General features: G+C 69.2%; 17 protein-coding genes and 1 pseudogene. 8 read left to right on the top strand and 10 right to left on the bottom strand.

All coding sequences use genetic code 11. From position 1 onward, the window contains the following. The first annotated feature begins 42 nt into the window (after positions 1-42). From ACFVDO_RS15640 to ACFVDO_RS15630, 3 genes and pseudogenes are all read left to right on the top strand, one after another. Positions 43-920, top strand: a pseudogene (locus tag ACFVDO_RS15640) (IS5 family transposase). 99 nt (positions 921-1,019) lie between these two features. Then, the gene (locus ACFVDO_RS15635) at positions 1,020-1,373 is read left to right on the top strand and encodes a hypothetical protein (RefSeq protein ID WP_378859218.1); all 354 of its coding nucleotides are present in this window, start codon (positions 1,020-1,022) and stop codon (positions 1,371-1,373) included. Next, on the top strand, positions 1,374-1,586 hold the full coding sequence (locus tag ACFVDO_RS15630; RefSeq protein WP_378859219.1) for a hypothetical protein: 213 nt from the start codon (positions 1,374-1,376) through the stop codon (positions 1,584-1,586). It abuts the gene before it with no gap. Between the two features lie 40 nt (positions 1,587-1,626). Here ACFVDO_RS15630 and ACFVDO_RS15625 read toward each other — a convergent pair whose 3' ends face one another. The 5 genes from ACFVDO_RS15625 to ACFVDO_RS15605 all read right to left on the bottom strand — a co-directional run bounded on the left by ACFVDO_RS15625 (position 1,627) and on the right by ACFVDO_RS15605 (position 7,256). Beyond that, the gene (locus tag ACFVDO_RS15625) at positions 1,627-2,130 is read right to left on the bottom strand and encodes a hypothetical protein (RefSeq protein ID WP_378859220.1); all 504 of its coding nucleotides are present in this window, start codon (positions 2,128-2,130) and stop codon (positions 1,627-1,629) included. A gap of 77 nt (positions 2,131-2,207) precedes the next feature. Further along, on the bottom strand, positions 2,208-3,257 hold the full coding sequence (locus ACFVDO_RS15620; RefSeq protein ID WP_378859221.1) for a LacI family DNA-binding transcriptional regulator: 1,050 nt from the start codon (positions 3,255-3,257) through the stop codon (positions 2,208-2,210). Between the two features lie 8 nt (positions 3,258-3,265). Beyond that, positions 3,266-4,483, bottom strand: coding sequence for a pyridoxal phosphate-dependent aminotransferase (locus tag ACFVDO_RS15615; protein WP_378859222.1), 1,218 nt, complete (start codon positions 4,481-4,483; stop codon positions 3,266-3,268). A gap of 84 nt (positions 4,484-4,567) precedes the next feature. After that, complete coding sequence (gene ald, locus ACFVDO_RS15610; protein WP_378859223.1) at positions 4,568-5,656, bottom strand: alanine dehydrogenase; 1,089 nt, start codon at positions 5,654-5,656, stop codon at positions 4,568-4,570. Between the two features lie 139 nt (positions 5,657-5,795). Beyond that, positions 5,796-7,256 (bottom strand): PLP-dependent aminotransferase family protein, encoded by a 1,461-nt coding sequence (locus tag ACFVDO_RS15605; RefSeq protein WP_378859224.1) that lies wholly within the window; start codon positions 7,254-7,256, stop codon positions 5,796-5,798. A 68-nt stretch (positions 7,257-7,324) separates the two neighbouring features. On the opposite strand from ACFVDO_RS15605, the gene ACFVDO_RS15600 reads away from it, so the two are divergent. Next, positions 7,325-8,314, top strand: coding sequence for an aldo/keto reductase (locus ACFVDO_RS15600; RefSeq protein ID WP_378859225.1), 990 nt, complete (start codon positions 7,325-7,327; stop codon positions 8,312-8,314). 47 nt (positions 8,315-8,361) lie between these two features. Here the strand turns inward: ACFVDO_RS15600 and ACFVDO_RS15595 are convergent, their stop codons facing one another. The 4 genes from ACFVDO_RS15595 to aceB form a co-directional block, all read right to left on the bottom strand. Further along, the gene (locus tag ACFVDO_RS15595) at positions 8,362-8,754 is read right to left on the bottom strand and encodes a YccF domain-containing protein (protein ID WP_157310521.1); all 393 of its coding nucleotides are present in this window, start codon (positions 8,752-8,754) and stop codon (positions 8,362-8,364) included. Positions 8,755-8,782: 28 nt separating this feature from the next. Then, complete coding sequence (gene rraA / locus ACFVDO_RS15590) at positions 8,783-9,247, bottom strand: ribonuclease E activity regulator RraA (protein ID WP_378859226.1); 465 nt, start codon at positions 9,245-9,247, stop codon at positions 8,783-8,785. 72 nt (positions 9,248-9,319) lie between these two features. Beyond that, a complete protein-coding gene (locus ACFVDO_RS15585; protein WP_378859227.1) occupies positions 9,320-10,915 on the bottom strand; it encodes an isocitrate lyase in 1,596 nt (531 codons plus the stop codon). Positions 10,916-10,952: 37 nt separating this feature from the next. Further along, complete coding sequence (aceB, locus tag ACFVDO_RS15580; RefSeq protein WP_378859228.1) at positions 10,953-12,587, bottom strand: malate synthase A; 1,635 nt, start codon at positions 12,585-12,587, stop codon at positions 10,953-10,955. A 141-nt stretch (positions 12,588-12,728) separates the two neighbouring features. On the opposite strand from aceB, the gene ACFVDO_RS15575 reads away from it, so the two are divergent. From ACFVDO_RS15575 to ACFVDO_RS15565, 3 genes are all read left to right on the top strand, one after another. Beyond that, positions 12,729-14,180, top strand: coding sequence for a helix-turn-helix domain-containing protein (locus ACFVDO_RS15575; protein ID WP_378859229.1), 1,452 nt, complete (start codon positions 12,729-12,731; stop codon positions 14,178-14,180). Positions 14,181-14,282: 102 nt separating this feature from the next. Beyond that, entirely contained in the window at positions 14,283-14,663 is a 381-nt protein-coding gene (locus ACFVDO_RS15570) for a YciI family protein (protein ID WP_378859230.1), read from the top strand. Beyond that, positions 14,660-15,907, top strand: a complete 1,248-nt coding sequence (locus ACFVDO_RS15565) for an RNA polymerase sigma factor (protein WP_378859231.1) — start codon at positions 14,660-14,662, stop codon at positions 15,905-15,907. The genes ACFVDO_RS15570 and ACFVDO_RS15565 overlap by 4 nt, the downstream gene beginning before the upstream one ends. 230 nt (positions 15,908-16,137) lie before the next feature. On the opposite strand, the gene ACFVDO_RS15560 is transcribed toward ACFVDO_RS15565, so the two are convergent. Continuing rightward, the gene (locus ACFVDO_RS15560) at positions 16,138-16,707 is read right to left on the bottom strand and encodes a TetR/AcrR family transcriptional regulator (protein WP_378859232.1); all 570 of its coding nucleotides are present in this window, start codon (positions 16,705-16,707) and stop codon (positions 16,138-16,140) included. 71 nt (positions 16,708-16,778) lie between these two features. On the opposite strand from ACFVDO_RS15560, the gene ACFVDO_RS15555 reads away from it, so the two are divergent. After that, positions 16,779-17,480, top strand: a complete 702-nt coding sequence (locus tag ACFVDO_RS15555; protein WP_378859233.1) for an MBL fold metallo-hydrolase — start codon at positions 16,779-16,781, stop codon at positions 17,478-17,480. Positions 17,481-17,524: the final 44 nt, after the last annotated feature.

The following is a 17,524-nucleotide window of genomic DNA, read 5'->3' as shown; positions in this document are numbered from 1 at the left end:
TGCTGAACACCTTCGGGCGCCTCGGGGGCGAGTCTTAAATGCGTGTCGCGTGATGTGATCTCGGACGGAGCGTGGGCTGTGATTGGACCGCTGTTCCCGACTGCGAAGTCGACGGGACGTCCGCCGGTGGATCGGCGTACGGTTGTCGAGGCGATGGCGTGGCGGTTCCGGACCGGGGCGCCGTGGCGGGACGTGCCGGAGCGGTTCGGGAACTGGAAGACGATCTACGAGAACTTCAACCGGTGGTCCGAGCAGGGCGTGTGGGCACGGGTGCGGGAGAAGACGCAGTCGTTTGCGCAGCAGTCTGGTGACTTGGACTGGGTCGCGTCGATCGACTCCACGATCGTGCGCGTGCACCAGCATGGCGCGACCCTTCCCCCCGACCACAGGGGGCTCTGTCGAACTACAAGAAGTTCGGCGATGAGCCGCCCGATCATGCAATCGGCCGCTCCCGCGGCGGGCTGACAACGAAGAGCCACCTGGTCTGCGACGGGAAGGGCAGGGCTCTCGCGTTCATCCTCACGCCGGGGCAGGCGGCAGACACCAGCATGCTCACCGCGACGCTGAGTGAGATCCGCGTCCCAGGGGTCAGGGGCAGGCCAAGTTCGAGGCCGGACCGGGTACTCGCGGACAAGCGCTACCCGTCGAGGGCGAATCGGGCGTGGCTGCGCGGACGCGGGATCGCTGCGACGATCCCTGAACGCGACGATCAGATCGCTCACCGGCGCGAGCGCCGCGGGCGGCCGATCGACTTCGGCGACCAGCAGCGGACCCGCTACCGCGGCCGCAACGTTGTCGAGCGGTGCTTCAACAAGCTCAAGCAATGGCGTGGGATCGCGATGCGCTCAGACAAGACCGCCCGCAACTACCACGCCGGGCTCTGCTTGCTGCCACCCTGCATTGGATCACTTCCGGCTTGAGAGACGCAGCGTGAGCTCGTCTGCGAGCGGATCGCTCCGCTTCATGCGAATGCCATAAGCTCGATCCCCACGGCTACGTGGTCACGAGAGTTGGCCTTTATGAAGGCGCCCGCAGATCTGCTCATCGACCAGCTCCAATCCGGTTTCCCGACTTACCTCCGATCAGACGTCGAAGCGGCAGCCCGGACGATGGTCTCCAACGTGCGCTACGGAATTCACTTCCGCGAGAACCCAAGCTTCGTAAGCGTGGGCAGCGAACAGTTGCGATTGCCGCTCCGACACGGATTCAAGCCGCGAAGCTCGCCATCAAGCTCCGAAGCAAACGCAACCATCGAAGCTGCCATTGCCGCCCGCCACTATGACGGCTTCGTCAGACAGCGATCGGTGCAGCCGCTGGTCCGCAGCCGCGAACTCTGGACCATCCCCTACATCCTCGAACTGGCATCCGACTAAGTGATCGAGATCCTCACCGAACTCGATGACCACCACAGCGAAATCGACCGCGCCAATCTCCACCGATACGTTGCCGACAATCCCGCCCACCTCGCACTTGCCACGGCTCGGATCAACAGTCACTGGAACGAGTACTACCGCACGACGCCCAAGAACCAGGCGATCAGCACGTATCCAGGTTTCCGACTCCTCACGGCGATCGCCGGCCTCTGAACGGATGCCCGCGACGCAGAATTGGCTTTAGCAACACGTCCTAGACGGTGCTCGCCTCCCAATACTTGTCTCCTCCGGCCTCCAGCAACCGCTCGAACACCTCGGCCAGCGTGCTCCCGGCGGCAGGCCAGTCATGCCTCGCATCCAAGGGAAGGGCGATCAGACACCGCCGTTCACGCGGCTCGGAGGGAGCATAGAGCAGCAGATCGCCGTCGCCGAGAAACTCTCCGACGACGACATCATCAAGCCGGAACTCACGAGGTCGTGCCGTTCCTTCGGTCGAGGTTCGCACCACGGATGCCCCGGGGGAGAACAGGTGGAGCCCCCAATGCCCGTAGTCGAGATCCTCGAACAGCCAGGACTCGGCGCTCGTCGACCACAGCGAGCGAATCTCCGGCGGAACCGGCATGCCGCGCTCTGCGAGCTCAAGCTCATCAGTCGTTGCCGGCGCTGAAGCCCGGCTTGCCAGTCGAAGCGGATCGTCCCTTCGCGGGTTCCGAGTCCGCTCCATCAGATCTGCGAAGATCTGGTTCAGATCAGTCATTGTCCGGTCCTGCCTGTCGAGTGGAACAGCCTCTTCTGCTCTTCGAGGCCTTGCCGGCCGAGTGAGGATCCGTCAGCTCAGGCGTTCGCCGGCACGGGGCCGGTGGACTTGCGCAGGCGCAACTCGGGTTCGAGCAGCACCTCCTCGGTGCGCAGCGGCCGGTTCTGGATCATCGTGACCATCGCGCGGGTGCAGACCTCGCCGATCGACTCGACGGGCTGACGCACGCTGGTCAGCGGCGGATCCGTGAAGTCGAGCACGTACGAGTCGTCGTAACCGATGACCGAGACGTCCTGCGGCACGCCCAGCCCCCGCCGCGCGATCGCGCGGTAGGCGCCGAGCGCCATGTCATCGCTCGAGGCGATGATCGCCGTCGCGCCGAGGCTGAGCAGCTCGTCCCCGGCGGTGCGGCCGCCCTCGATCGTGTACCGGCCCCTGGCCACGAGCTCCTCAGCGTCGTCGATGCCGCGGGACTCCATCGCGGAGAGGAACCCCTCGACCCTCCGGTCCGCCGGGATGTTGCCGACGGGACCCGCGGCCAGACCGATCCGGCGGTGTCCGAGGTCGTGCAGGTGCGCGACGGAGAGCTCCGCGGCCTGCCAGTCATCCGTCGACACAACGGGGGCATCCGCGTCGGCGAAGCCGCCGTTGATGGTGAGGAACGGCACGCCGCGAGACTCGAGCAGCTGGTGCGCGCCCGAATCCGAATTCCGGAGCGTGTTGCTCGACGACACGAAGATCGCACCGGCGATGCCCTTGTCGATCATCAGCTCGACGTAGTCCTGCTCGTAGACGGTGCCGGGGAAGACCGGGCACACCAGGGCGCGCAGCCCGTGCGGACTGAGCTGCTTCTCGATCTCGTCGCACATCTCGGCGAAGATCAACCCGCCGAGACTCGGCACCAGGATCAGCACGATCTCGCCCTTGTTCGTGCGCTCGTAGCCGACCGCGCGCATCGCGGCCTCGACCTGATCGCGCGTCTTCTGCGCGACGCCGTACTTGCGGTTGAGTACGCGGCTCACCGTCGCCTCGCTGACGCCGGCGACGGCGGCGATCTCGGACAGCTTCATGGAGCCGGCCGGAGAGCGCGTCCTGCGCGTGCCGTTCTCGATCTCCTCGCCCGCCATGGCCGAAGTCAGGAGGTGAACAGTCGCTGCAGGCGCTGCACGCCCTCGAGCAGCGCGTCGTCGCCGAGCGCGTACGACATGCGAATGTAGCCGGACGGACCGAAGGCCTCGCCGGGCACGACCGCGACCTCGGCCTGGTCCAGGATGAAGTCGGCGAGCTCCAGCGAGGTGGTCGGGGTCACGCTGCTCCCGTCCTTCGCCTGCCAGGTGCGGCCCAGCAGGCCCTGCACGTCGGGATAGACGTAGAACGCGCCGGTCGGGTTCGGCACCACGAGACCGTCGATCTTCGACAACTCCGACACGATCAGACGGCGGCGGCGGTCGAACGCCTCGCGCATCTGCTCCGCCTCGGTCTGCGGGCCGTTCAGCGCGGCGATCGCGGCCTTCTGGGCGACGTTGTTCACGTTGCTCGTCAGGTGCGACTGCAGGTTGCCGGCGATCTTGATCGCGTCGGCGGGGCCGACCATCCAGCCCACGCGCCAGCCGGTCATCGCGTAGGTCTTGGCCACGCCGTTGACCAGGATGGTCTGGCCGGCGACCTCGGGCAGCGCCTGCACGACCGAGGTGGCCTTCACACCGTCGTAGGTGAGGTTCTGGTAGATCTCGTCGGAGATGATCCAGATGCCGTGCTCGAGCGCCCACGCGGCGATCGCCCTGGTCTCGTCGGCGGAGTACACCGAGCCGGTCGGGTTCGACGGCGACACGAACACGAGCACCGTGGTGCGCGGGGTGCGGGCGGCCTCGAGCTGCTCGACGGTGACCTTGTACTCCTGATCGGCACCGGCGAAGACCTCGACGGGCACGCCGTCGGCGAGACGGATCGCCTCGGGGTAGGTGGTCCAGTACGGAGCGGGCAGCAGTACCTCGTCGCCCGGGTTCACCACGGCCTGGAACGCCTGGTAGACGGACTGCTTGCCGCCGTTGGTGACGATGATCTGGCTCGGCGAGACTTCGAGGCCGGAGTCGCGCAGCGTCTTCGCCGCGATCGCCTCGCGCAGCGCCGGAAGGCCGGGAGCGGGGGTGTACCGGTAGTTCGCCGGGTCGGCCAGTGCCTCGGCCGCGGCATCCACGATGAACTGCGGAGTCGCGAAGTCGGGCTCGCCGGCGGCATAGGAGATGACGGGCTTGCCCTCGGCCTTGAGGGCCTTGGCCTTGGCATCCACCTTGAGCGTGGCGGACTCGGCGATGGCGGACAGCTTGCGGGAGAGAGGCGCGCGTTCGGTCACGATCTCGATCGTACTCGGCTGGGCGAGCCGATGCGCAGGGAGGGCGCGTCAAGAACGGAGGTTCTTGACGCGCCCCTCAAGCGATCAGGCGGCGAGCCCGTGGGCCTCGGCGACGGCGGGCAGCATGATGCGACCGCCGCGCACGTTGAGGCCCTTGGCCAGTGCCGCGTCGTCCGCGGCAGCTCGGTCCCAGCCCTTGCCGGCGATCGCCGAGACATAGGGGAGGGTCGCGTTGGTGAGGGCGCGCGTGGCGGTCTCGGGCACGGCGCCGGGCATGTTCGCGACGCAGTAGTAGATCGAGTCGTGCACGGCGAACGTCGGGTCGTCGTGCGTCGTGGGGCGCGAGCCCTCGAAGCATCCGCCCTGGTCGATCGCGATGTCGACCAGCACGGAGCCGGGCTTCATGTTCGCGACCATCTCGTCGGTGACGAGCTTCGGGGCGGCGGCGCCGGGGATGAGCACCGATCCGATCACGAGATCGGCGGTCTTGAGCTCCTCGGCGATGTCGTAGCGGTTCGACGCGCGGGTCTCGAGGCCGAGGTAGAGGTGTTCCAGCTCGCGCAGCCGTGGCAGCGAGATGTCGATCACCGTCACCTGCGAGCCGAGGCCGAGCGCGTTCGCCGCGGCGTGCTCGCCGGCGACGCCTCCGCCGATGACGACGGTCTTCGCGCGCCTGGTGCCGGGGATGCCGCCGAGCAGTGTGCCGCGGCCGCCGTTGGAGCGCATCAGCGAATACGAGCCGACGGTCACCGAGAGACGCCCGGCGATCTCGCTCATCGGCACCAGCAGCGGCAGGCTGCGGTCGGGCAGCTGCACGGTCTCGTAGGCGACGGCTGTGGTGCCTGCGTCGACGAGCGCTTCGGTGAGCGAGCGGTCGGCGGCCAGATGCAGGTAGGTGAACAGCGTCAGGTCGGGGCGCAGGAAGCCGTACTCCTGAGCGATCGGCTCCTTCACCTTGAGCAGCAGCTCGGCCTCACCCCAGGCCTCTTCGGCTGAGGCGACGATCTCGGCGCCCGCGGCGCGGTACGCATCGTCGTCGATGCGCGAGCCGTGCCCGGCTCCGGACTGCACGAGCACGCGATGGCCTTCACACACCAGGCGGTCGGCGCCGGCGGGGGTGAGGGCGACGCGGTTCTCGTTGTTCTTGACCTCGGTGGGAACGCCGATCTTCATTGATTCTCCTGGATGGCGGGAATAGCAGAGCGTAGAGAAGAATCGCAGAAACATTGAGGTCTTGAACCAGATTTCGCAGAATTTTCGAGAACTGACCTCACGGCGAAAGATCCAGCACTGGATGCGGCATCTGAGGCGTTCAGAGCGGGCGGATCAGCGCAGTGAGCCGTGCCACCGCCTCGTCGACGAGAGCGTCGTCGAGGTCTCCGTAGCCGAGGACCAGAGCCTCGGGTGCCGGCGACGCTATGACGTATCGGGACAGCGCCGTGAGAGCCAGGTCCTCTGGCGCGGCCGAGACCAGGTCGGCGGCCACGAGGCCGGGCGGCAGACCCAGCACGAGGTGCATGCCCGCCGCGATGCCGGACACCGGCAGTTCGGGCATCCGCTCAGCAAGGGCGGAGAGCAGGCGCTCGCGTCGTCGCCGGAACCGCACGCGGGAGCCGCGCAGGTGCCGTTCGAGGTCGCCGCTGGAGATGAACCGGGCGAGCGCGGCCTGATCGATCGTCGAGGGAGCGGGCGGAGCATCCGGGAGCGGGAGCCAGGTCGGCAGCACCGCCCAGCCGACGCCGAGTGCGGGCGTGACCGACTTCGAGAGCGAGCCGATCAGTGCGACCCGGTCGGGCGCGAGCCGCTGCAGCGCGGCGATCGGACGCCGGTCGTAGCGGAACTCGGCGTCGTAGTCGTCCTCGATGATCAGGCCACAGGCCTCGCGTGCCCACGTCACCAGCCGCTCGCGGCGGGCGGGATGCAATGCAGCTCCGAGCGGGAACTGGTGCGCCGGCGTCACCAGCGCGGCGCGCGCCCCGGTGCGCGCGGCCTCGACGACCAGACGCTCCGCATCGATGCCGTCGGCGTCCACCGGAACGGGCACCGGCTCCAGGCCGTGCCGCCGGGCGACCTCGCGCAGTCGCGGCCAGCTGGGATCCTCCACGAGCACGTGCGTGTGCCCGCATTCGCGCAGCGCTGCGACGATCAGCGCCATGCCGTCGGTCGCGCCGTGCGTGATCACGATTCGCGCGGCCTCGACGTCGACCAGCCGTGAGCGACCGAGATACCCGGCGACCGCGGAGGTCGCCAGCGGATGCCCGAACGGGAAGGCGCTCGCCAGGTCGCGGTCGGGCAGTGCGGCGAGCCCCTCGCGCAGCGCCGCCGCCCAGCGCGAGCGCGGCACCGCGCGCAGATCGGGGATGCCCGGACGCAGGTCCAAGCGCGGATGCCGCTGGGGAGCGGGCGGTGCGACCGCCGCGCCGGCGGCAGGGTCCCGTGTGACCTCCCGCGGTGGCAGAGCCCGCGCAGCAGCCGCCCATCCGGCAGAGACCCGGGTGGCCGAACCGGTCCGCGCCTCCAGCACGCCTTCGGCGACCAGGCGTCCATAGGTCTCGGTGACCACCCAGCGCGAGATCCCGAGCGCGTCGGCGAGCACCCTGCTCGGTGGGAGCGCGGCGCCTGCCGGCAGCCGGCCGTCGGCGATCGCATCGCGCAGCGCGTGCTCGAGCCGATCGCGCAGCGCGGGCAGACGACCGGGGCGGGCGTCGTCCGCCGCGGCGGGCGCGAGATCGAGCAGGGTCTCCCACGCGAGAATTGGTCTGGTGTTCTGCATGCTGATTGGAGTGTATGCCCGAACCGATCTCTTTCTAACGTGGAGTTCACCAACGAAAGGGAACCGAAATGCAGTACCGCACCATCTCCGACGGGCGCACCTCGTTCGACGTCTCCACGCTGTGCCTGGGCGCCATGAACTTCGGCACCCGCGTCAACGAGCCGACCTCGCGTGCCATCCTCGACCGGTTCGTCGAAGCCGGCGGAACCTTCATCGACACCGCGAACAACTACGCCGTCTGGTCGGGCGGCACCGGCCGCGACAGCGAGGACCTCCTCGCTCGCTGGCTGAAGGATCGCGGCAACCGCGACAGCCTGCGGATCGCCACCAAACTGGGCGCGGCGCCGCGCGACCCGAGCATCCCGCTCACCGAGGACAACTTCGAGGGTCTGTCCGCCGAGGTCATCACCCGGCAGGCGCCGGAGAGCGCCCGCCACCTCGGGATCGACCACATCGACGTGCTCTACGGCCACGTCGACGACCGGGCCACCGACCCCGCGGAGACCGTCGCCGCCTTCGGCGAACTGCAGCGCAGCGGACTGGTCGGCATCACCGGCATCTCGAACATCGCCACCTGGCGCCTGGTCGAGGCCAGACAGGAGGCGCAGCGTCAGGATGTGGCCCCCTACGGTCTGGTGCAGCAGCAGTACAGCTACCTGCACCCGGCGCCGAAGTACGGCCGGAACAACTTCGTCACCCCCGGGATGCTCGACTACGCGGCATCCACAGGCACGGCCGAGCGCCCGCCGCTGGCCATCACCGTGTACTCCCCGCTGCACCAGGGCGCGATCGCCCGGCTGAACCAGCCGATGTGGGGCGGCGTCGACCACCCCACCAGCCACGCGCGCCGCACCCTGCTGCATGAAGTGGCGGCCGACATCGGCCGCACCCCCAACCAGGTCGCACTGGCCTGGCTGCTCGGCGGCGAGGTGCCGGTGATCCCGGTGGTCGGCGTCTCGAGCGTCGCTCAGCTGGACGAGGTGGTCGGCGCCGCCGACCTGGTGCTCGAGGCCGAGGTGCGCGCGCTGCTGGACGCGGAGCCCGCGGACCCGCGCTGATCAGCAGAGCGGATGCCGGATGACGCGGGGCATCCGGCATCCGTCCGTCAGCGGGCGAACGCGCCGTCGCGGGTGGAGACGATCTCCTTGCCGAGCGGCATCAGCGAGATCGGGACCAGCTTGAAGTCAGCGATCGCCATCGGGATGCCGATGATCGTGATGCACAGCGCGATCCCCGAGATGATGTGACCGAGCGCGAGCCACCAGCCTGCGAGGATCACCCAGATCACGTTCCCGAGGAACGAGCCGACCCCGGCGGTGGGCTTCGCGACGATGGTGCGGCCGAACGGCCAGATCACGTACCCCGCGGTGCGGAACGAGGCGATCGCCCAGGGAATGGTGATGATCGGGATGCACAGCAGGACGCCCGCGAGCACATAGCCGAGGAACAGGCCGAAGCCGGCGAAGATCAGCCAGATGATGTTCAGCAGGGTGCGCATGCATCCATTGTGGATGAGCCCGGCTGTGTCAGCGCTCGACGAGCACGCCGTCCTCATCGGCGTACAGCCGCGCGCCGGGGCGGAACACGACGTCGCCGAACGTCAGCACGACGTCGACCTCGCCGGAGCCCTCCTTGCGGCTCTTGCGGGGGTTGGTTCCGATGGCTTTCACGCCGAGCGGCATCCCGCCGATCGCGACGCTGTCGCGCACGCAGCCGTTGATGATCACGCCGGCCCAGCCATTGTCGACCGCGAGCTGCGCGATCATGTCGCCCATCAGGGCGGTGGCGAGAGAGCCTGCGCCGTCGACGACGAGCACGGCACCGTGGCCTGGCGAGGACAGCAGGTCCTTCAGCAGGACGTTGTCCTGGAAGCAGCGCACGGTGCGGATCGGCCCCTCGAACGCCGTCACGCCGCCGAAGGATCGCAGCTGCAGAGGGAGGGATTGCAGTGCGTCGCCGTGCTCGTCATAGAGATCTGCGGTGGAGGTCATGGTTACGTCCTATCAGGTCTCGGAACGATGAAGGGCCGGATGCCGCGGCATCCGACCCCTCACCGTGGCTGGTCAGCTGAACTGGTTCATGGTGTTGTGCTGGCCGCCGGCCTTCAGGGCGGCGTCGCCGGCGAAGTACTCCTTGTGGTTGTCGCCGAGGTCGGAGCCGGCCATGTTCTGGTGCTTGACGGTGGCGATTCCGCCGCGGATCTCGCGACGCTGCACGCCCTTCACGTACGCCAGCATCCCCTCGTCGCCGAAGTAGCCCTTCGCGAGGTCATCCGTCGACAGCGCTGCCGTGTGGTAGGTCGGCAGGGTGATGAGGTGGTGGAAGATGCCGGCGCGAGCCGACCCGTCGCGCTGGAAGGTGCGGATCTTCTCGTCGGCCTGGCGCGCCAGCTCGGTGTCGTCGTACTCGACGCTCATCAGCCTGTCGCGGTCGTAGCCCGACATGTCCTCGCCCAGCTCGGAGAGCGCGTCGTAGACCTGCTGGCGGAAGTTCAGCGTCCAGTTGAACGACGGGCTGTTGTTGTAGACCAGCTTCGCGTCGGGGATCTCGGCGCGGATGGCGTCGACCATGCCGGCGATCTGCTCCACGTGCGGCTTCTCGGTCTCGATCCAGAGCAGGTCGGCGCCGTTGCGCAGCGACGTGATGCAGTCCAGCACGACGCGCTCCTCGCCGGTACCGGCGCGGAACCGGTACAGGTTGCTCGCCAGGCGCTTCGGGCGCAGCAGTTTTCCGTCGCGCTTGATGATGACGTCGCCGTTGCCGAGATCGCCCTCGGCGATCTCCTCGACGTCGAGGAACGAGTTGTACTGGTCGCCCAGATCGCCCGGATGCTGCGTCACGGCGAGCTTCTGGGTGAGGCCGGCGCCGAGCGAGTCGGTGCGGGCGACGATGACGCCGTTGTCGATACCGAGCTCGAGGAACGCGTACCGGACCGCGTTGATCTTCGCGAGGAAGTCCTCGTGCGGCACGGTGACCTTGCCGTCCTGGTGGCCGCACTGCTTCTCGTCCGAGACCTGGTTCTCGATCTGGATGGCGCAGGCGCCCGCCTCGATCATCTTCTTCGCCAGCAGGTACGTGGCCTCCGGGTTGCCGAAACCGGCATCGATGTCGGCGATGATCGGTACGACGTGGGTCTCGTAGCCGTCGATCTGCGACTGGATGAACTCAGCGGCGGTCTCGTCGCCGGCCGCGCGGGCCGCATCGAGCTGGGTGAACAGCAGGTCGAGCTCGCGGGCGTCGGCCTGGCGGAGGAACGTGTAGAGCTCCTCGATCAGGGCCGGAACGGCGGTCTTCTCGTGCATGGACTGATCGGGCAGCGGGCCGAACTCGGAGCGCAGGGCCGCGACCATCCAGCCGGAGAGGTACAGGTAGCGCTTGTTCGTCGACTTGAGGTGCTTCTTGATGGAGATCAGCTTCTGCTGCCCGATGAAGCCGTGCCAGACGCCCAGCGACTGGGTGTAGACCGACGAGTCGGCGTCGTACTCCGCCATGTCGCGGCGCATGATGTCGGCGGTGTACTGCGCGATCTCGAGCCCGGTGCGGAACCGGTTCTGCGCGCGCATCCGGGCAGCGGCCTCGGGATCGATGGCGTGCCACGGGGAGCCGTTGCTGTCCTTCAGAGCCTGGATGGCCTCGATGTCGTCCTGGTAGCGGGTCATTTCTCTGTCCTTCGTTGGGGAGGGGATGCTCGGGTGGTCAGGCGGTCTCGACGAGGAAGCGCGAGTACGCCGGCAGGGTCAGGAAGGCCGGGAACTCGGGTCGCAGAGCGACCTCGCGGAACACGTCCGCCGCGTCGTCGAAGCGGTTGCCGTCGGTGCGCCAGGTGGCGGAGAGCATCTCGGCGATCAGCCCCTCGACGTACTCCGCCGTGATCAGGGTGCCGTCCTCGACGGTCTGGCTCTGGTGGATCCACTGCCACACCTGGGAGCGGCTGATCTCGGCCGTCGCGGCATCCTCCATCAGGTTGTCGATGGCGACTGCGCCGATGCCCCGCAGCCAGGCTTCGATATAGCGGATGGCCACCGAGACGTTGTCGCGCACGCCGTCTGCGGTGATCGGGCGGCCGATGCGCACGTCGAGCAGCTGCTCGGCGCGCACCTGCACGTCGTCGCGCTGCCGGTCCAGCTGGTTCGGCCGGTCGCCCAGCACGGCGTCGAACTCGGCCTGCGCGGTGGCGATCAGGTCGGGGTGCGCGACCCAGGTGCCGTCGAAGCCGTCGCCGGCCTCGCGGCGCTTGTCGGCGGCGACCTTCTCGATGGCCCGTGCAGTGACCTCGGGGTCGCGGCGGTTCGGGATGAAGGCGCTCATGCCGCCGATCGCGAAAGCGCCGCGACGGTGGCAGGTCTTCACCAGCAGCTCGGTATAGGCCCGCATGAACGGCACGGTCATGGTGACCTCGCTGCGGTCGGGCAGCACGAAGCGGGCTCCGCGTCCGCGGTAGTTCTTGATGATCGAGAAGATGTAGTCCCAGCGGCCGGCGTTCAGGCCCGCGCAGTGGTCGCGCAGCTCGTAGAGGATCTCGTCCATCTCGAATGCGGCCGGCAGCGTCTCGATCAGCACCGTGGCTCGGATGGTGCCGTGCTCGATGCCGAGGTACTCCTCGCTGAACGAGAACACGTCGTTCCACAGCTTCGCCTCCTCGCTGGACTCGAGCTTGGCGATGTAGAAGTAGGGGCCGCGGCCGCCGTCGATCAGCGCCTGCGCGTTGTGGAAGAAGTACAGCCCGAAGTCGACCAGCGAGGCCGAGGCGTCCAGGCGCCTGCCGGTGCGGTCGGTGAACGCGATGTGCTTCTCGGGCAGATGCCAGCCGCGCGGACGCATCACGATCGTCGGAGTCTGCTCGGCGGTGACGCGGTACACCTTGCCGTCGGCGCTGGTGTGCTCGAGCGTCCCACGGATCGCGTCGTGCAGCGACAGCTGCCCGCCGATCACGTTGTCCCACGTCGGGCTGGTGGCGTCCTCCTGGTCGGCCAGCCAGACCTTGGCGCCCGAGTTCAGGGCGTTGATGGTCATCTTCGGGTCGGTCGGGCCGGTGATCTCGACGCGGCGGTCCTCCAGGCCGGGGCCGGCACCGGCGACGCGCCAGTCGGCGTCCTCGCGGATGTGCCGGGTGTCGTCGCGGAACCGCGGGTCGTGTCCGTTGCCGATCTCGAAGCGGCGGCGCATCCGGTCGGCGAGACGGTCGTGCCGGCGGCCGGCGAAGCGGTGGTGCAGCTCGGCGAGGAACGCCAGCGCGGCAGGGGTGAGGATCTCGTCGTACCGCTCGCGGATCGGACCTGCGACGGCGACCTGCGGCCCCTGCTGGGTGGTCTGGATGGTGGGTGTGCTCATGACCGTGGTCCTCTCTGTGCTGCCGGGATGGCGTCTGCCGGGGTGGCTTGACATCCACTCTGGGAGAAGTTCCGGCATCCGCCTGACCAAATCGAGGAAGAAATTTGGTCGTATTTCTCTTTTCGTGACAGAATCCCTGCCATGAGCACCACGGATGCTGCGAAAGACACCGATGCCCTCACGATCGGGAGGCGCATCCGCCAGCTGCGCACCGCCCGCGGGATGACGCTCGAGGAGCTCGCATCCGCCGTCGAGCGGGCACCGAGTCAGCTGTCCATGATCGAGACCGGCAAGCGCGAGCCGAAGCTCACCCAGCTGCAGACCATCGCCCGCGCACTGGGCACCACGATCGACGCCCTGCTCGAGGGAGAGCCGCTCGACGAGCGCAGCACGATGGAGATCGCGCTGGAGCGGGCCATGAAGGGGCAGACCTTCCGCGCCCTCGGCATCCCGTCGTTCCGCATCGCGAAGTCGGTGCCCGACGACGCGCTCGCCGCGATGCTGGCGCTGCACGGCGAGATCGAGCGGCTGCGCGACGAGCGTGCCGCGACCCCGGAGGAGGCCCGGCGCGCCAACGTCGAGCTGCGGCACCTGATGCGCACTCAGGACAACTACTTCGAGGGCCTCGAGGCCGCGGCGCGCGAGATCCTCGACGCGGTCGGCCACCCCGGCGGACCGCTCACGCAGCGCACGGCATCCGAGATCGCCGCGCACCTGGGGTTCACCCTGCACTACGCGCCCGATCTGCCGCAGTCCACGCGCAGCGTGGCCGACCTCGCCAACGGCCGGCTGTACCTCTCCACCGGTGTGCAGGCCAAGGGCGACGCGCGCACCGCCGTGCTGCAGGCGCTGAGCAGCCGCATCCTCGGTCATGCCGAGCCGCGCAGCTACGCGGAGTTCCTGCGGCAGCGGGTGGAGACGAACTACCTGACCGGCGCCCTGCTGGTACCGGAATCGCACGTCGTGCCGGTGCTGCAGGATGCCAAGGCGCGGCGCGCGATCTCGATCGAGGACCTCCGCGACACCTACTCGGTGTCGTACGAGACCGCCGCGCACCGGTTCACCAACCTCGCGACGCGGCACCTCGGCATCCCGGTGCACTTCCTGAAGGTGCACGAGTCGGGCACGATAACGAAGGCGTACGAGAACGACGACGTGAACTTCCCGACCGACCGGCTCGGCGCGATCGAGGGACAGATGTGCTGTCGGCGCTGGACCAGCCGCGAGGTGTTCGAGGTCGAGGACAGGTTCAACCCGTACTACCAGTACACCGACACCGGCAACGGCACCTACTGGTGCACCGCGCGCGTGGAGCCCTCCAGTGAGGGACTGCACTCGGTGAGCGTGGGGGTGCGGTTCGACGACACGAAGTGGTTCGTCGGGCGGGACACCCCCAACCGCGGTGTCTCGAAGCACTCGGTCGAGGTGTGCTGCCGTCGCGCGCCGGCCGAGCTCGAGGAGCGCTGGCGCACGCAGTCCTGGCCGAACGTGCGCACCCCGCGCACGCTGCTCGCGACGCTGCCGACCGGCGCGTTCCCCGGCGTCGACACGACCGACGTCTACGAGTTCCTGGAGGCGCACGCGCCGGTGTGAACAACTTCCGCCGAAGTGTCGATTGACCCCGGCCCCGATCGTCTTCACAGTGGATGTGCGGAGAACCGCTCCGTCAGGCGCATCCCGATGAAGGGAACGATCATGCGATACACGATCCTGCTGCACTACCCCGAGCCCGGTGGCGACTTCGTGCTCGACGACGAGGCGCTCGCCGCAGGACAGCGCGCCTTCGGCGCCTACGCGAAGACCCTGGACGAGGCGAAGGTGCTGCTCTCCGGCGAGGTGCTGCAGCCGTCGGCGGTCACGACGACACTGCGGATGGACGGCGATGAGCTGCGCGTGCAGGACGGGCCGTTCGTCGATTCGAAGGAGCAGCTTGGCGGCACCTTCGTGATCGAGGTCGCCGACCTCGATGAAGCCATCGGCTGGGCGCGCAAGGCGCCGTCGATCGCCTGGGGCGCGGTGGAGGTCCGCCCCGGTGCGACCCACGTCGTGAACGGCGAGTGGCAGCCGAACGCGTGACCTCCTCCGGCGGTCCTGCGCAGGCACGGGCGGCGGCAGAGCTCGCCGCCCGTGCGTCGTACGGTCGCCTGCTGTCGATCATCGCGGCGCCCACGGGGGACATCCCCGCCGCCGAGGACGCGCTGCAGGCCGCATTCGAGCAGGCGCTGCGCACCTGGCCGGATGCCGGCGTGCCGGAGCATCCGGATGCGTGGCTGCTGACCGTGGCGCGCAATCGGCAGCGCGACGCCTGGCGGGCGGCGTCGACCAAGGACGTGGCGCTGTCCGACATCGTGCTCGGGCCACGGGGTGCGGTGGTCGATCCGCTGGAGGGCATCGACCCCGATGCGATCGGCGACAAGCGCCTCGAACTGCTCTTCGTGTGCGCGCATCCGGCGATCGATGCGAAGGTCCGCGCGCCGCTGATGCTGCAGACGGTGCTCGGGTTCGAGGCGTCGCAGGTGGCGCGCGCCTTCGCCGCCTCGCCGTCGGCGATGGCGCAGCGGCTGGTGCGCGCGAAGCGGCGGATCGCTCAGGCGCGGGTGCCGTTCGCGGTTCCTCCGCGGGCGGATATCGCGGGCAGGGCGGAGGCCGTGCTCGAGGCCGTGTACGGCTGTGCGGCGATCACCTGGCGCGAGTCCGGCGCCGACTCGCTCGCGGGGGAGGCCCGGTATCTGGCGCGCACGCTCGCCGTCGCGCTGGAGCAGGTGCGGGCGCCGGCCGCTGCGGTGCGCGAGGCGTGGGCGTTGGCGGCGCTCGTCTCGTTCTCGCTGGCGCGGCGGGCCGACGACTTCGTACCGCTGGGGGAGCAGGATCCCGCGACCTGGGATGCCGCATTGATCACCGAGGGTGAGGATTCGCTGCGCCACGCGCAGGGCATCGCTGGGGCGGAGACGCCGGGGCGGTTTGAGCTGGAGGCGGCGATCCAGGCGGTTCACGCCGCACGTCGGCATGGCGCCGAGCTCGACGAGGAGGCGCTGCGGATGCTGTATCTCGCGCTGCTCCAGGTGGCGCCCACCGCGGGCGCCCGGGTCGCCCATGCCGCGGTGGTCGGGCGGATCGACGGCCCGGATGCCGGTCTCGCGCTGCTCTCCGGGGAGCCGGAGACCTTCCAGCCGCTGTGGGCGGTGCGCGCGGACCTGCTCGTGCGGGCGGAACGCCCCACCGAAGCGATGGCGGCGTACGAACGCGCCGCGGCGCTCTCCGACGACCGGTCCGTACGCGCGCACCTACTCGGCAGGGCCGCCGCGCTCCGGTCGGACTGAACACTGGGCGGCACTCAGGACAGGACGTATCGCGAGGGCAGGACGTGTGCGCGGAATGGGTCCTGTTCTGGGGCACTGTCCTGTTCTCGCGCGCCGGCGGATGTTGGTTCGTCGTGCCGGTGCCGGGTGTCCCAGTATCCGGCGCAGGACGTTTCGCGAGGACAGGACGTGTGCGCGGAATGGGTCCTGTTGTGGGGTACTGTCCTGTTCTCGCGCGCCGGATGCAGGACTCAGACGCCGGGGCGTTCCATCGCCCCCACCAGCACGTCGAGCCCGTACTCGAAGGCGGCGTCGACATCGCCGCCGAGGCGGAACGCGCCCGCCTGCTCCATGGTGCAGAAGCCGTAGATCCACGCGGTGAAGGTGCGGGCCGCGGGCAGAGGGTCGCCAGGCGCCGCGGCCGAGACGGCGTCGAGCAGCGGGCGCAGCAGCGGTTCGCCGGCCTCGGGTGAGGGGGCGGCGGCGGCCGAAGGGGCGGCGAACAGCAGTCCGGAGACCCGGGGCGCTCGAGCCGCGAAGGCGCGCAGCGCGTGCGCCATCCGCCGCAGCCGTCCGGCCGGCCCCTCGCCTGGGGAGAACGGTGCCGAGGACATCTCCGTGACGAGTTCACGGGCAGCGTCTTCCGCGGCGAGGCGGAGCAGGCCGTGCCGGTCGGCGGCTCGCTTGTACAGGCTCGGCGTGCGGACGCCGACGGCGGATGCCACCGAGCTCATCGTGACGGCGTCGATCCCGTCGTCTTCGGCGATCCGGCGGATCGCGGCGACGAGCTCCTCCTGGCTGACGCGCTGTGGTGCAGGCATGCGGCCCCCTCTCCGTGAATCGATCATAAGGCTATTGACATTAGCCTTCAAGGCTATCTAATGTAGCCATCATGAACGCAGAGATCCTCCGCATCGGCGACGACCTGGTCGCGATGCACGCCGTCCTCACCGAGTCGGGCGTCACCCTCGTCGACGCCGGCCTTCCCGGCGACCGCAAGGCGCTCGAGAGCGCGCTGCGCGCCGCGGGGCGTGAGCTGTCCGACATCCGCGGCGTCGTGCTGACCCACGGCGACAGCGATCACATCGGCGTCGCCGAGTGGCTGCGCGCCGAGCACGGCGTGCCGGTCCACGTGCACGAGGCGGATGCCGCGCGGGCCAGGGGAGAGCTGAAGTCGCACGCCCCCGGCGGCGCGTGGAAGCTGGGGCCGGTCGTGCGCTTCCTCGGCAGCGGCATCCGGCGCGGCGCGCTGCGCACCGTGAAGATCGGAGAGGTGCGCACGTTCCGCGACGGAGACGTGCTCGACCTGCCGGGCGCGCCGGAGATCATCGGGTTGCCCGGTCACTCGCCGGGCTCGGTCGCGATCCGCATCCCGGCCGCCGGCGCGCTGTTCCTGGGCGACGCGGTCACCACGCGAAACGTGCTCACCGGCGTCGAGGCGATCGCACTCGGTCCGTTCAGAGACGCGCCGGATCAGACCCCGCAGAGCCTGGAACGGCTGCGCGGTCTGTCCGAGACCCGGCTCTTCCCCGGCCACGGGCCGGAGTTCTCCGGTACGGCGGATCAGCTGATCGCCGCGCTCGCGACCGACTGACGCCGAGCGACATCGCGTCTCGAATGTGCTCCGGCGTCCCGAGG

The organism is Microbacterium sp. NPDC057741, from assembly GCF_042798735.1.
Classification (GTDB): Bacteria; Actinomycetota; Actinomycetes; order Actinomycetales; family Microbacteriaceae; genus Microbacterium.
This window is presented reverse-complemented; position numbering and strand designations above follow the sequence as displayed.